12 protein-coding genes are annotated in these 14,562 nt (G+C 70.0%); 1 reads left to right on the forward strand and 11 read right to left on the reverse strand.

Translation table 11 applies throughout. The features are described from left to right. Nucleotides 1–150: 150 nt before the first annotated feature. Complete coding sequence (locus DX914_RS06035) at nt 151–1,362, forward strand: NAD(P)/FAD-dependent oxidoreductase (protein WP_115858123.1); 1,212 nt, start codon at nt 151–153, stop codon at nt 1,360–1,362. Between the two features lie 175 nt (nt 1,363–1,537). Here DX914_RS06035 and DX914_RS06040 read toward each other — a convergent pair whose 3' ends face one another. The 11 genes from DX914_RS06040 to rplI form a co-directional block, all read right to left on the reverse strand. After that, the gene (locus DX914_RS06040; RefSeq protein WP_115858124.1) at nt 1,538–2,257 is read right to left on the reverse strand and encodes a YiaD family glycine zipper/OmpA-like lipoprotein; all 720 of its coding nucleotides are present in this window, start codon (nt 2,255–2,257) and stop codon (nt 1,538–1,540) included. A 431-nt stretch (nt 2,258–2,688) separates the two neighbouring features. Further along, nucleotides 2,689–4,146: a WS/DGAT/MGAT family O-acyltransferase gene (locus DX914_RS06045; protein ID WP_115858125.1), complete on the reverse strand. Its 1,458-nt coding sequence runs from the start codon at nt 4,144–4,146 to the stop codon at nt 2,689–2,691. A 49-nt stretch (nt 4,147–4,195) separates the two neighbouring features. Further along, complete coding sequence (locus tag DX914_RS06050; RefSeq protein ID WP_115858126.1) at nt 4,196–5,638, reverse strand: cryptochrome/photolyase family protein; 1,443 nt, start codon at nt 5,636–5,638, stop codon at nt 4,196–4,198. Nucleotides 5,639–5,889: 251 nt separating this feature from the next. After that, nucleotides 5,890–7,527, reverse strand: coding sequence for a S8 family serine peptidase (locus DX914_RS06055; protein ID WP_115858127.1), 1,638 nt, complete (start codon nt 7,525–7,527; stop codon nt 5,890–5,892). A 229-nt stretch (nt 7,528–7,756) separates the two neighbouring features. Continuing rightward, on the reverse strand, nt 7,757–8,833 hold the full coding sequence (alr, locus tag DX914_RS06060; protein ID WP_115858128.1) for an alanine racemase: 1,077 nt from the start codon (nt 8,831–8,833) through the stop codon (nt 7,757–7,759). Nucleotides 8,834–8,922: 89 nt separating this feature from the next. Beyond that, nucleotides 8,923–10,071: a M23 family metallopeptidase gene (locus DX914_RS06065; RefSeq protein ID WP_115858129.1), complete on the reverse strand. Its 1,149-nt coding sequence runs from the start codon at nt 10,069–10,071 to the stop codon at nt 8,923–8,925. Nucleotides 10,072–10,110: 39 nt separating this feature from the next. Next, complete coding sequence (locus tag DX914_RS06070) at nt 10,111–10,452, reverse strand: NIPSNAP family protein (protein WP_115858130.1); 342 nt, start codon at nt 10,450–10,452, stop codon at nt 10,111–10,113. Nucleotides 10,453–10,593: 141 nt separating this feature from the next. After that, nucleotides 10,594–10,935 (reverse strand): glycine zipper 2TM domain-containing protein, encoded by a 342-nt coding sequence (locus DX914_RS06075; protein ID WP_115858131.1) that lies wholly within the window; start codon nt 10,933–10,935, stop codon nt 10,594–10,596. 425 nt (nt 10,936–11,360) lie between these two features. After that, entirely contained in the window at nt 11,361–12,047 is a 687-nt protein-coding gene (locus DX914_RS06080; protein WP_115858132.1) for a DUF899 family protein, read from the reverse strand. Between the two features lie 243 nt (nt 12,048–12,290). Further along, the gene (locus DX914_RS06085; protein WP_115858133.1) at nt 12,291–13,703 is read right to left on the reverse strand and encodes a replicative DNA helicase; all 1,413 of its coding nucleotides are present in this window, start codon (nt 13,701–13,703) and stop codon (nt 12,291–12,293) included. A 265-nt stretch (nt 13,704–13,968) separates the two neighbouring features. Then, the gene (rplI, locus tag DX914_RS06090; protein WP_115858134.1) at nt 13,969–14,421 is read right to left on the reverse strand and encodes a 50S ribosomal protein L9; all 453 of its coding nucleotides are present in this window, start codon (nt 14,419–14,421) and stop codon (nt 13,969–13,971) included. Between the last annotated feature and the right edge of the window lie 141 nt (nt 14,422–14,562).

Raw genomic sequence — 14,562 nt, forward strand, 5'->3', positions numbered from 1 at the left:
TCCTCCTGCCGGCGCCGCTGCGCACAGGCGCGCCGGCGGCGATGGCCGCATCCTGCGGGCGCCGGCGTCGAACCGGGGTGAAGTGGGCAGGCGCGGCCGCCGTCGCGCGCGCTCACCTGGCGATGACATGCGCTGAGCTGTGCTGGGGCGATGGACCTCAAGAGCGGTTACCCCTACTGGGCGGTGCGCAACGGCCTGATGCATGCCTTCCCGCCGCTGCAGGCCGACAGCGCCTGCGAGGTGGCGGTGATCGGCGGCGGCATCAGCGGCGCGCTGATCGCCGACGAACTCAGTGCGCACGGGCACGAAGTGGTGGTGCTGGAACAGCGCGATATCGGCTGGGGCAGCACCGCCGCGAGCACCGCGTTGCTGCAGTACGAGATCGACACCCCGCTGACCGACCTGACCGAGCGTTACGGCGCGCAGGCAGCCGGCCTGGCCTACCGGGCCTGCGGCGAGGCGGTGACGGCGCTGGCCGAACGCGCGCGCGGCCTGGGCGGCGTGGATTTCGCGCGCATGGACAGCCTCTACTTCGCCAGCAAGCCGCGGCACCTGCCCGCGCTGCGGCGCGAGATGCAGCTGCGCCAGGCGCTGGGCTTCGACGTACGCTGGCTCGGCGCGGACGCGCTGCGCGAGCGCCACGGGCTGCGCGCGCCGGGCGCGCTGCTGAGCCGGCTGGGCGCCGGCGTCGACCCCTACCGCATGACCTACCGCCTGCTGATGCGGCTGCAGCGCCGCGGCGTGCGCGTGCACGACCGCAGCAGCGTGGTCGCGCTGGAACCCGGCGCACGCTCATTGCGCCTGCGTACCGAACAGGGCGCCACCCTGCGCGCGGGGCATGCGGTGGTGGCCGCGGGTTACGCCGGGCAGCAATGGCTGAAGCAGCGGCTGGCGCGCAACCGCAGCAGCTACGCCTTCGTCACCGATCCGCTGCCCGACGAGGAACTGCGCGGCCTGCACCGCAGCATGGCCTGGGAAACCGCGCGCCCCTACCTGTACCTGCGCGGCACCGGCGACCGCCGCCTGATCGTCGGCGGCGCCGACGACGCGATCGACGTGCCCGCGCGCCGCGACGCGCGCCTGCGCAAGAAAACCAAGCAGCTGCTGCGCCAGCTGGAGCGCCGCTTCCCCGGCCTGGCGCCGACGCCGGCCTTCGCCTGGGCCGGCACTTTCGCCGAGACCGCCGACGGCCTGCCCTACTTCGGCCCGCATCCGCAGTACGGGCCGCGCGTGCATTTCGCCATGGCCTACGGCGGCAACGGCATCACCTATGCGGAGCTGGGCGCGGGGATGATCCGCGCGCTGATCGAGCGGCGGCGGCATCCGCTGGCGCAGCTGTTCGGGTTCGAGCGGTTGGGTTAGGAGCGGCGGGCGTCGGAAGCCAGACATCCAACAGATACATCCGCGCTCGCAAGCCTCCATCCATTCCCCCAGCCAGTTCCCCCTTTGAAAAAGGGGGGAACAGATTCGTTTGGCCGTGCAGTAACAAGAACGGGCCGCTCTCGCGGCCCGTCCGGTTACAAGCAGGCGCAGCGGATCAGGAGCGCAGCGGGACCAGGGTGATCTCCACGCGGCGGTTCTGGGCGCGGCCTTCCTCGGTGTCGTTGCTGGCGATCGGGCGGGTCTTGCCGGCGCCGGTGAGGATGAAGCGGTCGCGGACCAGGCCGCGCGACATCAGGTAGTTGCCCACCGAGGCCGCGCGCTGTTCGGACAGGCGCTGGTTGACCGCGTCGGTGCCGATGCTGTCGGTGTGGCCGGCGACCTCGACGATGGTCTGGTTGTACTCCTGCAGGGTCGAGGCGACGTTGTCGAGCACCGGGTAGAACTGCGACTCCAGTTGCGAGCTGTTGAAGGCGAAGGTGATGTTGCTGGGCATGTTGAGGGTGATGTTGTCACCCTGGCGGACCACGTCCACGCCGGTGCCGGCCATGCGCTCGCGCAGCGCGCGCTCCTGACGGTCCTGGTAGTTGCCGATGGCGCCGCCGGCCAGGCCGCCGACGCCGGCGCCGATCAGCGCGCGCTGGCGGCGTTCGGTGGCGTCGTCGCCGCTGAGCAGGCCCGCGGCCACGCCGGCCAGCGCGCCGATCAGCGCGCCCTTCTGGGTGCGGCTCATGCCCTGGCGCTCGGGCGGGTACTGGCCGTTCTGCGGATACGGTTGTTGCGGGCCGCCGCCGTAATAGCCGCTGTTGCTGGCGCAACCGGCGAGCAGCGCGGTCATCGCGGCGGCCGCGAGGGCGATCTTGATCTGGGTCTTCATGGGGGAACTCCTCGCCTGGGTTACTGAACGCGCTCAAGCTAATCACGCCGGCGTCACGGAAGGGTGACGGCGGTCGCGCTCGTTCAGCGGGCGGGAGGGGTGCGGTTGGGATGCGGGCGACCGGCCGTCGTCTACCCGGGCGTGAGCCGAAATCTACTGGCTGTCGCCGTCATCCCCGCGAAGGCGGGGATCCAGGGCTCTTCGGGCGAGAACGCTGGCACTCTGGATTCCCGCCTTCGCGGGAATGACGGCAAGAGCAAACAGCTAGTGGGCTCTGGCGTTCACGGGAATGACGGCAAGAGCAAAAAAGTCAAAGGGCTGTGGCGTTCGGGGTGACGGCGCAGGCCGCAGGATGCGGTGAGCCACGGGCGAACCGCATCGTCGCGGCGCGTGCGGCCGGCGATGGTGCGGTTGTCGCCGCACCCTACGCGTTACGAATCGGCCGGCATCAGCGCCGCGGCGCCCGCGCCGTCCAAGGTGCGGTCCCAATCGCCCATCAGCGCCAGGTACAGCAGCTTGTCGAACTCGGCGCCGAAGCGGCGGATCACCGCGTCGGGGTCGGGGATGAGCTTGGCGTCGGCGATCAGGCCGAAGTGGACGCGGCCGTTGTAGCTGAGGATGGAGATGCCCACGCCGATCGAACCGGTCTGCGGCACCCAGAACATCATTTCGCGCAGGGTGCAGCCGGCCAGGTACAGCGGCTGCTGCGGGCCGGGCACGTTGGTGGCCACGGCCGTGGCCTTGCGGCTGAACAATTCCAGCGCCAGCCCCTGGACCTGCGCCGGGGCCATGCCGAGTGCGGCCAAAAGCCCAAATGCAACAATGGCTTGGCGAGAATTCTTAAGATCGTTCATGCACTTGGCGACACGCTCCACCCGGCGGATCGGGTTGCCCTCGCCCACCGGCAATTCCAGGAACACCAGGCCGAAGTGGTTGCCCAGCTTGCGCGCGTGCTCCAGCGGTCGCAGGTTCACCGGCACGGTCGCGCGCAGGGTCACGCCGTCGACGTCGTCGCCGCGCTCGATCATGTAGTCGCGCAGCGCGCCGGCGGCGGTGGCCATGAGCACGTCGTTGACGGTGCAGTCGCAGGCGCGGCCCACCGCCTTGACCTCTTCCAGGTCCAGCGGCTCGGCCCAGGCCACGCGCTTGCTCACGCCGAGCTTGCCGCGCAGCAGCGAGGGCGGATCGTCGGACAGGGCCAGCGCGTTGAGCAGCTCGCGCGCGATTTCGCCGCCCTCCTTGGCCAGCATCGCCGCCAGGGTCGGGTCGCGGTACATCTCCATGCCCTTTTCGAGCGCGCGCGAGCCCAGCTTCATGTAGCGGTCGACCGCGCCGACGCGGCGGGCCACGTCGGCGCCGTCCTGCTTGAGCCAGGCGTGCGGCAGGTCGCTGCCCTTGGCCGGCTCGCGGGTGGTGTCGGTCAGCGACAGCAGCACCTGGACCAGGGCGATGCCGTCGGCATAGCTGTGGTGGATGCGCGCGACCAGGGCCGAGCCGCCGTCGTAGCGTTCGACCAGATGGAACTGCCACAGCGGCCGGCTGTGATCCAGCGGGCTGGACGCGAGCTGGCTGACGTAGCGTTCCAGCGCGCGCTTGCCGCCGCGGCCGGGCAAGGCGGTGAGCTGCACGTGCCAGTCGAGGTCGAAGTCCTCGTCGGTCTGCCAGGACGCGCCGGCCGGCGTGTCCACCGCCTTCTGGCGGAAGCGCGAATAGGCCAGGAAGCGCTGCTTGACCACGCGCCGCAGGGTCTCGATCGACATCGGCTCGGCGAACATCAGCACGCCGGTGATCATCATCGGATTGGTGGCGCGCTCCATGCGCAACCAGGCCGTATCCACTCGCGACATCGGTTCGCGGCGCGCGCGCTTGCGCGTCTCTGCTTTGGCCATGCGCCCTCCCAGCGTCTTGGGCGAGTGAATCACGCGGCCGCGAGCGGCGTCAACGCGATTCGCCGCCGCCGCGCTCGCGGTAGGCGTTCAAGGCCGCGTCGCGGCCGGCGGCCAGGTCCACCAGCGGCTTGCGCGGGTAGTCCGGCGCGGCGCGGCGCAAGGCGTCGGGGTCGCGCCAGGGCGCGAAGCGCAGCGGCGTGGGCAGCGCCGCCAGCTCCGGTACCCAACGCGCGATGTAACGGCCGTCGGGATCGAACTTTTCGGCCTGGGTGACCGGATTGAACACGCGGAAATACGGCGCGGCGTCGGCGCCGGTGCCGGCCACCCATTGCCAGCCCAGGGTGTTGTTGGCCAGGTCGGCGTCGACCAGGGTGTCCCAGAACCAGCGCGCGCCGTGGCGCCAGTGGTAGCGCAGGTGCTTGGTCAGGTAGCTGGCCACGATCATGCGCACGCGGTTGTGCATCCAGCCGGTATGCCAGAGCTCGCGCATGCCCGCATCGACGATGGGCACGCCGCTGCGGCCCTGCTGCCAGGCCTGCAGGCGCGGCGCCACCGTGCGCGCCCAATCGAAGTCGTCGAAGCGCGGATTGAAGTTGCGCTCAGGCGTGTGCGGGAAGTGGTGCAGCAGATGGTGGGCGAACTCGCGCCAGCCCAGCTCGCGGATCGCGGCGTCGATGTCGCCCGCGCGCGCGGCGGTGCGCTGCGCCTGCAATGCGGCGACCGCCCGCCATGGCGCGATCTCGCCGAAATGCAGATGCGGCGACAGGCGCGAGGTGCCGACGCGGTCGGGGCGGTCGCGCTGCTCGGCGTAGCCGTTCATGGCGCCGTCGATGAAGGTCTCCAGCGCCGCGCGCGCGCCGGCCTCGCCCGGCGTCCAGTGCTCCCAGAAGCCGCGGTCCCAATCCAGCGCGGGCGCCAGCTTCAATGCGGCCAGCGGCACGCCGTCGGGGCCGCGGTCGGTGCTGGGCAGTTGCTTGGGCGCGTCCCAGTTCGGCGCCTGTTGCCAGGACGCGAGCGCGGCGCGCCAGTACGGGGTGAACACGCGGTAGGGCTCGCCCTGGCGCGTAGCCAGCTGCCAGGGTTCGAACAGCAGCGCGCCGTTGTAGCTGTCCGCGCGCACGCCCTGGCGCCGCAGCGCCTGCTTGATGCGGGTGTCGCGCTTTTCGATCGCCGGCTCGTAGCGGCGGTTCCAGAACACCGCCTCCGCGTCGGTGGCCAGCAGCAGCGATTGCAGGGTGGGCAGGCTGGGCCCAACGAAGCGGCGCAGGCGCGAGCCGCGCGCGCTCAGGTCGAGGTCCAGCGCGTCCAGCGAACGGTGCCGCCAGGCGTCGGAGGCCGCCCCCGGGCGCCAGTCGCCGTGCTCGTCCGGCGCGTGGATGTAGATCGGAATCGGCACGTAGCCGGCGTCCAACGCCGCGCGCAGCGCGGGGTTGTCGTCCAGACGCAGGTCGTTGCGGAACCAGACCAGCGCGGTGGCGGCAGCGTCGGTCATGGCCGGGTCGCGAGTCGAAGGACGGCCAGTATGCCGTGCCGGCGTGAACGCAGGGCGCAGCCGCGGGCCGCCTTGCCGGCTGGCACGCTGAGGTATTCGATAACGCACACCTTTGCTGTCATCGCTCTCCGCTCCGGTGGGTCCGGACGGGTGAGCGGGCAGACGGACACGGCGTGTCCGCTGCGTCGTCGCGGCCGTCCGTGGCCGCCACGACAGGCAGGCCGCAGTAGCGGCCCGCCCGCAGGGCTTGCTTACTGCGACTGCAGTTCGGTGATGGCGTCCTTGGCCTGGACCAGGCCCCAGCCGGTGTTGTTGTCGAAGCCGGCCGCATCGATGTCCTGAGCGGTGGTCAGCAGGGCGTCGCGCACCTGCGCCGCGGTCGCGGTCGGCTTGGCGCTCCACACCACCGCCGCCGCGCCGGACACGTGCGGGGTCGCCATCGAGGTGCCGCTCATGAGCTGGTAGGCGTTGTTGGACACCGACGGGGTGGCGTCGACGGTCGCGGTCTGCCCGGCCAGGTTGGCCACGATGGTCTGGCCGTCGGCCTGGCTGATGCCCACCGCCGGCAGCGTGGTGGTGACCGGGTTGCCGTTGGCGTCGTACATGCCGATGCGCAGGTCGCCGGCGACGTTGTTGTAGATCACCACGCCCAGGGCGCGGCCGCTCTTGGCCTTGGTGATCTTGTCGACGAAAGTGTTGGTGCCGCGCTGGCAGACCACGATCTTGTTGCGCCAGGTGTTGGACGAGGTCTGGCACAGGCCGCCGTTGACCCAGCCGGCGCTGGCGGTGGTTTGCCTGGAGCCGGCCACCGGAATGGCGGCGAAGCTGGAGCTGCCGATCACCAGCGGGTCGTTCTTCAGCGGGTAGGTGCTGAGCGTGTCCACGCCCGGCGCGGCGATGTCGACGGCGCTGTTGAACTGCGAGAAATCGGCCTTGACGTTGGCCGAGTCCACCGCCGCCACCGACACCACGCTGGCGTAGGACGCCGGGTAGCTGAGGCTGGAATCGCCGTCGTTGCCGGCCGCGGCGATGCTGAGCACGCCGTTGTTGGCCAGGGTCTGGAACGCGTTCTGCTCGGTGGTCGAGCTGGTCGGGCCGCCCAGGCTCATGCTGATGATCTTGGCGCCGGCGGTGTTGCAGCGGTTGGCGGCGTCGACCAGGGTCGAGGAGTAGGTCCAGTTGCACTGGCCATGGCCGCTGCCGTTGGTGCCGTTGGTGCCGAAGATCTTGATGATGTGCAGCGAGACCTTGCCCGGGCTCACGCCGACCACGCCGGTGCTGTTGTTGGCCGCGGCGATGGTGCCGGCCACGTGGGTGCCGTGACCGCAGGTGTCGGTGTCCCAACCGGTGGGATAACCGGTGATGGTCATGCCGGCGAAGTCTTCGTGGGTCTTGTTGATGCCCGAGTCGATCACGCAGACCTTGATGCCCGCGCCGGTGGCGGCGCCGGTGTCGAGCACGCCGTCCTGGTTGGCATCCCACACCGCGCGCGCCTGGACCTGGTCGATGCCGTAGGGGGTGCTCTGCGCCTGCAGGTAGCGCGGCTGGTCGATTTCGACCGATTCCACGTCGGGGTTGGCGCGCAGGGCCTTGATCGCTTCCGGCGAGGACAGGGTCATCACCGCGCTGTTGAGGCGGTCGAACTGGTAGTTCAGCACCGCGTCGCCGCGGCGATCGGCGGCGAGCTTGCCGCGCAGCGCCTGGATGCGCTGGCCCAGGCCCTGGGTGGAGGCGCCCGCGCTCTTGCCGGCGGCGGCGCTGGCGGTGCCGGACTTGAACTTGACCCAGACGCGGTTCGGATTCGGACCGTCCTGCGCCATCGCGCCGGCCGAGGCGATCATCGTCGCCAGACCCAGACCCAGCGCGCACATCAGCTTGCTCTGCTTCATCAAACCAAACCCCCAAAGTGGATAGGCCGGCTCCGGACGGAGCGACCGTCGGCCGCGAGGCTCTCTCTCCTACACGGCCGACCTTATCCAAACGGGAAAATGCGCCGACCTCCCTACTAGGTGAAAACACCTACTAAGTGCGATGAGTTGCTCAGATCGGAAACGCGCGGGGCACCCGACGGCGTCGGCCGGGCGGCGCAAAGGCCGGCTTGGACCCGGGCCGAAGCCCTCAGCTCTCGACGAAACGCACCCGGCGGGTGATCGAGCAGGTCAGCTCGTAGCCGATGGTGCCGGAGACCTCGGCGATGCGTTCCACCGGCAGCTCCGGGCCCCACAGCACGACGGGGTCGCCGACCTTGGCCTCGGGCAGGCCGCGCAGGTCGATGGTCATCAGGTCCATGGACACGCGGCCGATCACCTGCGCCGCCTGCCCCGCCACCAGTACCGGCGTGCCCGAGGGCGCGGCGCGCGGGTAGCCGTCGCCGTAACCGATCGCGGCCACGCCCACGTTCATGTCCTCGGGGCATTCCCAGGTCGCGGCGTAGCCGATGCGCTCGCCCTTGCGCACGCGGTTGACCGCGATCAGGCGCGTGGACAGGGTCATGGCCGGGCGCAGGTCGAAGTCGGCGCCGGTGGTGCCCTCCACCACCGAGATGCCGTACAGCGCGCCGCCGGGGCGGATCCAGTCGGCGTGCGCGTCGGGCCAGCCCAGCACCGCGGCCGAGTTGGCCAAAGAGCGCGCGCCGCCCAGGCCGGCGGTGGCTTGCGCGAACACGCGCTGCTGATCGCGCGTCTGCGGGCGTTCGAATTCGTCGGATGCGGCGAAGTGGTTCATCAGCACGATGCCGTCGGCCACCGCGGGCAGCGCGGCCAGGCGCGCGTAGGCCTCGCGCACGTCCTCCGGGGCGAAGCCCAGGCGGTGCATGCCGGTGTCGACCTTGAGCCAGCAACGGATCGGCTCGCCCTCGCCCGCCTGCTCCAGCATCGCCAGCTGGCTGTGGTGGTGGACCACCGTCTCCACGCCCAGGCGGCGCAGCTGCGGCAGGTCGTCGGCCTCGTCGAAGCCCGACAGCAGCACGATCGGCTGCGACAGGCCGGCCGCGCGCAGGCGGTCGGCGTCGGACAACGCGGCCACGCCGAAGGCGTCCGCGCCTTCCAGCGCGCGCGCCACGCGTTCCAGGCCGTGGCCGTAGCCGTCGGCCTTGACCACCGCCATCACGCGGCTGTGCGGCGCGCGCGCGCGCGCCTGGGCGAGGTTATGACGCAGCGCGTCGGTGTGGATGGTTGCGGAGGTGGGGCGTGCCATCGCCCTAGTTTATCGGCTGGCGGGCGTGCGCAGGCTGTCGGCATGCGCACGCCCGCGACGGGTACGGGCCCGTCGCGGCCGCTTCGCGCTCAGTCCCGGCCCAACTCCAGCACCGTGTTCGGGCCCGGGCGTTCGTTCTCGCGGCTCAACTGTTCGGCGGCCAGCGGCGGCGTCCACGGCGCCTTGCCCATCTGCGACAGGTCCGGATAGCGGCCGATCACGCGGAAGCGGTCGAACACGTAAGGCACGCCGTCCGAGGCCAGCGGGATGCGGCCGTCCGCGAGGTGGAAATGCAGATGCGGGCCGGTGGAATCGCCGGTGAAGCCCAGCGCGCCCAGGGGCTGTCCGCGGCGCACGCGCTGGCCCACGGCCACGCGCACGCTGCCGGGCTGGAGGTGTTCGTAGAAGGCGTAGCGGCCGTCGCCCAGGTCCAGAGCGACGTAGTTGCCGGGCGCATCGTCCAGGGACTGCTTGCGGTGCTGCGACACCAGCGGCACTTCCTTCACGTCGTCGCGCACCGCGGCCACGGTGGCGTCGGCCACCGCCAGCACCGGTTCGCCGTAACCGTAGATGCCGGCGACCCGGTCGCGATCGCCGGCACTGGTACGGCCCTGGGCGTCGAGCTTGACCCAGTCGATGGCGTAGCGGCCCGGCAGCACCGCGCGGCCGCCGACGGCGTAATAGACGCGGCGGTGGCCGCGTGCCCATTCGGGGTGATGGATCGCGACCCAGGGGCCACCGCTGACCGGCGGGCTCAGGATCAGGCTGGGTGCGGGCCGCACGTCGACCGTCGCGCCTTCGAGCTCGGCGCTGCCGCCCTCGCTGCCGTAGCCGTAGCGCAGGCGGTGGATCAGCCGTTTCGGCGGCGCGCCGTCGGCCAGGCGCAGTTCCAGGTATAGCACCTCGCGCTCGCCCGGCGCCAGCGCGCGCGCCGGTTCCGACGCGGCCGCGCCGATGCGCTGCAGGCGCGGCGCCAGCGCCGCGGCGTCCAGCTCGGCCAGCACCCGGCCGGTGTCGCCGTCGCGCACCTGCACACTTTGCAGGCGCAGCGGGCCGGCGCTGAAGTTGCTCAGCTGCAATTCGTACAGCAGCCACGACACGCCTTCCATGCGCACCGGCGACGGCGCCACCGGTACTTGCAGGTCGTAGGACTGGCGCAGCGGCGCGGCCGGTTCGGCGGCGTCGGCGGTCGACAAGGAGGCGCAACAGAGCAGGACGGCGAACGCGAAGGCGCGCATGGACGGGCTCGGAGGAATGGGAAGGAAGGCCGCGACCGGTCAGGCCGGCGGCGGCAGGCGCAGTTCGTCGATGGCCGCGTCCGACAGCCACAACAGGGTGTTGAGGTAGTCGGCGATGCAATCGATCACTTCGGCGCGCGGTCCTTCGCGCCACGACGGCGATCCGTAGAAGGCGTCCTGCTGCGCGACCAGGTCGGCATGGTCGCGGTAGGCGCGGATCAGGTACCAGCTTTCGTGTTCGTGCTGCGAGCGGCCGAACGCGACCACGTCCATGCCGCGCTCGCGCAGCATCGGCAGCGCGCGCTCGAGCATGGCGCGCTGGAACCGCACGGACGTCTCCGGCTTGAGCCGGTAGGTCCGCACTTCGATCAATCGTGGCATGCGCGCGCTCGCAACGTGGGCCGGTAGCGGATGCTGCGCGAGCCGGCGCGCGGCGCACAAGTTACGTTTGTCATGCCCTGCGCCGAAACGAAAACGGGCCGGCAAAGGCCGGCCCGTTCTTCGCTCCCGATCGCCGCGTGTTCAGTCGCAGCGGCGCTCGATCACGGTCTCGGTCTTGTTCTGCTGGTTTTCCTGGATCTTGCGGCCGACCACCGCGCCGCCGACCGCGCCGGCCGCCGTGGCGATCTTCTTGCCGCTGCCGCCGCCGACCTGATTGCCGAGCAGGCCGCCCGCGACCGCGCCCAGGGCGGTGCCGGTGATCTTGTGCTTATCCTTCACTTCCTTGGGCCGCTGCACTTCCACGTCGTAGCAGTGCGGCTGCTTGGCCTTGGTCTTGGACTTGGTCTGGGCGGTGGCGGCGCCGGTCGCCATCACGCAGGACATCAGCGCTACGGCGATCGTGGATTTGAGCTTGGCGTTCATGGGGTCACCCGGAAAGGAGAGAAGAGCGTGGCGACGATGCGCCTGCGCGCGTGGGGAGCGCGTCAAGTCGCAAGGCCATAAGCGTCACACTAGCGCGGCTAGCCTGAATGGGCACCGGCGCGGACGCTGCGCGTTCGCGGGATTGGGCGCACGATCAACAATTCGGCCGGGATGCGACCGCCTCGACGCAGGTTCGGGTTCGCAGCCGGCCCGCCGAAATCAAAATGGGTTCCGGCTTTCGCCGGAATGAGGGTTTAAGCAGGCTTGAAACTTTCACTGCCACGCTGATCCCTTCACCTCGATCGAAGGATCGTTGATCGTTGATCGGGGTTCGGGTTCGGGTTCGGGGCGAGCCTCATCACGCCGTCATTCCGGCGAACGCCGGAACCCGTTTTGATCGGCTCGCGATGGGTTCCCTGCTGCCGCTACACGCGCGTCCACTGCGCGACCGGGCGTCCGTCGCGCCCCCACCACGAACCGGGCTCGTCCTCGTTCGGCCAGCCCTCGGGCGAGTCTTCCCAGTTCTCCTGGCGCCCGTAGACGGTCAGGTCGAGCATCTGCAGCGTGGGCAGCATGGCCTCGATCCCGCGCCACTTGGTTTCGTAGGTCTGGAACACCTCGTCGCCTTCGCGCAGGTAGCAGCGCAAGTCGCCTCCGTTGCGCGTCGTCAACTCGTCCGCCGAACCCGCGGTGGAATACCATGGCGCCGGCCAGCCCATGAAGTCGCGGTAGGCGGCGAGTTCGGACCAGGGCCCGCTGCTGAACACCGCGTAGCCCACGTCGCGCTCGGCCAGGTAGGCGAGCACGGCCGCGTCCATCGCCGCCTGGCTGTGAGTGCAGCCGTCGCACTGTTTCTCGTGCGGCGCGCCGGCATGCCACATGAAGTGATAGACGATCAGCATGCGCCGGCCGGCGAACACCTCGCGCAGCGGAATCGGTCCGCCCTCGCCCACGACCGTGATCGGATCCATGCGTACCATCGGCAGGCGCCTGCGCGCGGCGGCGAGCACATCGCCGGCGCGCGTATGCGCCTTCTCGCGCAGCAGCAGTTGCGCGCGTTCGCGTTCCCATTGGCTGCGGTCGACGATCCGGGGAGTGGCGAGCTCGTTCATGCGGTGCCTCCTGGAAACCGTGTCGGCGGTGGGTCGACGGCACATCCTGCGCGATACGAACGCATCCGCAGCGGACGCCCCCAGGCGCCCGGCGCGCAGCGATGCCGTTGCGGTCCTGGATAGCACACAGGAGCTTCGCCCAGCGTCAACGAGCGCGCTACGGCGCTGTGCAGGCGGATGCGGCCGCGGCAAGCGGGCCGCGCTGCCGCTGTTCAAAGGCGACGGCCGTGGGCCGCGTCAGGCTTACTCGAACGCGCCGACCGAGTCGCGGCTGAGGTTGTCGAAGCGCGTGTACTCGCCGAAGAACTTGAGCTTGATCGAGCCGGTCGGACCGGAACGCTGCTTGCCGATGATGACCTCGGCCAGACCTTTGTCCGGCGAGGTTTCCTTGTTGTAGTAGTCGTCGCGGTAAATGAACACGATCACGTCGGCGTCCTGCTCGATGGCGCCGGATTCGCGCAGGTCGGCCATGACCGGGCGCTTGTCGGCGCGCTGTTCCAGCGAGCGGTTGAGCTGCGACAGCGCGATCACCGGCAGGTTCAGTTCCTTGGCCAGGTGCTTGAGCGAGCGCGAGATCTCGGAAATCTCGGTGGCGCGGTTCTCGCTGTTGCCGGGCACCGACATCAGCTGCAGGTAGTCGATCACGATCAGGCCCAGGTCGTGTTCGCGCTTGAGCCGGCGCGACTTGGCGCGCAGCACGTCCGGCGACAGGCCCGGGGTGTCGTCGATGAAGATCTTGGCCTCGCGCAGCTGGCGGATCGCGCTGGTCACACGGCTCCAGTCCTCGTCCTCGAGCTGGCCCGAGCGCAGGCGCTGGGCGTTGACCCGGCCGACCGAGGAGATCAGGCGCAGGGCCAGCTGGCTGGCCGACATTTCCATCGAGAACACCGCCACCGCCTTCTTGCTGCGGAACGCGGCATACTCGGCCATGTTCAGGGCCAGGGTGGTTTTGCCCATGGCGGGACGCGCGGCGATGATCAGCAGGTCGGTGTTCTGCAGGCCCGCGGTCATTTCGTCGAATTCGGTGTAGCCGGTGGGCAGGCCGGTCACGCTGCCGCCGTTGGCGTAGCGCGTCTGCAGCACGTCGAAGGCTTCCGACAGGGCCTTGTTGACCGGGGTGAAGTCGGTGCGGCCGCGCGCGCCGGCCTCGGCGATCGCGAACACCTCCTGCTCGGCCTTGGCCAGGATCTCGCCGCTGTCGCGGCCGTCGGGCTGGAAGCCGTCGTTGACGATGCCGGTGCCGACCTCGATCAGCTGCCGCAGCACCGCCTTGTCGCGCACGATCTCGGCATAGGCGGCGATGTTGGCCGCCGAAGGCGTGGTGCTGGCCAGTTCGATCAGGTAGGCGCCGCCGGCGACCTGCTCGGACAGGCCCATGGAGTCGAACCACTCGCCCAGGGTCACCGCGTCGAAGGGGCGGTTCTTCTCGGCCAGCTCGCGGATGGCGCGGTAGATCAGCTGGTGGTCGCGGCGGTAGAAGTCTTCCTCGACCAACTGGTCGGCGACGCGGTCGTAGGCGTCCGGGGCCAGCATCAGGCCGCCGAGCACGGCCTGCTCGGCCTCGATCGACTGCGGCGGCACGCGCAGCTGGTCGATGCGCTGCTCGGCGCGGGTTTCGTAACGTTTTTCGCCGCGGAAACCCGGACGTGCGCTCATCGTTCTAGCGTTCCTGGCTGGGACGGGGACGCAGACGCGGTCCGTCGTGTCGGGGTGACCAACTCCGGGCAAGGCCGGGGCGGCCGGTCATCGTAGAGGCGAAAGGCGCATCGGCGTTGCATACAACTCTGTGGCGAAGCTGTGGATAACAGGTGGGGAAACCACACCGCTATCGCACGGTTCGGTCTCAGAGCCTGAGACTGGCCGACGCAAAAAACGAAAGGCGCCTCGCGGCGCCTTCCGTAGTATCGCCCAGGCTTGCGGCTTAGGCGACTTCGCCTTCCACGATCACCTTGACGGTGGTTTCGACGTCGGCGTGCAGGTGCACCAGGATGTCGTACTCACCGGTGCGGCGCAGCGGGCCTTCGCCCATGATCACTTCCGACTTCTCGACCGGATAGCCGGCCTTGGTCAGGGCCTCGGCGATGTCGCGCGGGCTGACCGAGCCGTACAGCTTGCCTTCGGTGGCGGCGTTGGCGCGGATGGTGACCGACGCGCCTTCCAGCTTGGCCTTGCGGCCTTCGGCGCCGTCCAGCAGGGACTTGGCCTTGGCTTCGTAATCGGCGCGCTTGGCTTCGAACTCGGCCAGGTTGGCGGCGGTGGCCGGCACGGCCTTGCCCTGCGGGACCAGGTAGTTGCGGCCGTAACCCGGCTTCACGTTGACCTTGTCGCCCAGGTTGCCCAGGTTGGTGACTTTCTGCAGGAGGATCAGTTGCATGGTGGTGCTCCGTATTCGTTAGCGGGCCTGTAGGTCCGCAGCAGGGGACGCTGTCCGAAAGGGCTTTGTGCGGGTTCGGGCGCTATCGCAGCGGCCCTCACCCCTGCCCTCTCCCGCCAGCGGGAGAGGGGGACAAAGAGT

The sequence above is a fragment of the Lysobacter silvisoli genome, assembly GCF_003382365.1.
Classification (GTDB): Bacteria; Pseudomonadota; Gammaproteobacteria; order Xanthomonadales; family Xanthomonadaceae; genus Lysobacter; species Lysobacter silvisoli.

Coding starts and splice junctions, on each gene's coding strand:
- DX914_RS06070 (WP_115858130.1), bottom strand. CDS start 10,452: ATGCCACGATTGATCGAAGTGCGGACCTACCGGCTCAAGCCGGAGACG.
- DX914_RS06045 (WP_115858125.1), bottom strand. CDS start 4,146: ATGGCCAAAGCAGAGACGCGCAAGCGCGCGCGCCGCGAACCGATGTCG.
- alr (WP_115858128.1), bottom strand. CDS start 8,833: ATGGCACGCCCCACCTCCGCAACCATCCACACCGACGCGCTGCGTCAT.
- DX914_RS06085 (WP_115858133.1), bottom strand. CDS start 13,703: ATGAGCGCACGTCCGGGTTTCCGCGGCGAAAAACGTTACGAAACCCGC.
- DX914_RS06040 (WP_115858124.1), bottom strand. CDS start 2,257: ATGAAGACCCAGATCAAGATCGCCCTCGCGGCCGCCGCGATGACCGCG.
- DX914_RS06065 (WP_115858129.1), bottom strand. CDS start 10,071: ATGCGCGCCTTCGCGTTCGCCGTCCTGCTCTGTTGCGCCTCCTTGTCG.
- DX914_RS06055 (WP_115858127.1), bottom strand. CDS start 7,527: ATGAAGCAGAGCAAGCTGATGTGCGCGCTGGGTCTGGGTCTGGCGACG.
- DX914_RS06050 (WP_115858126.1), bottom strand. CDS start 5,638: ATGACCGACGCTGCCGCCACCGCGCTGGTCTGGTTCCGCAACGACCTG.
- DX914_RS06080 (WP_115858132.1), bottom strand. CDS start 12,047: ATGAACGAGCTCGCCACTCCCCGGATCGTCGACCGCAGCCAATGGGAA.
- DX914_RS06035 (WP_115858123.1), top strand. CDS start 151: ATGGACCTCAAGAGCGGTTACCCCTACTGGGCGGTGCGCAACGGCCTG.
- DX914_RS06075 (WP_115858131.1), bottom strand. CDS start 10,935: ATGAACGCCAAGCTCAAATCCACGATCGCCGTAGCGCTGATGTCCTGC.
- rplI (WP_115858134.1), bottom strand. CDS start 14,421: ATGCAACTGATCCTCCTGCAGAAAGTCACCAACCTGGGCAACCTGGGC.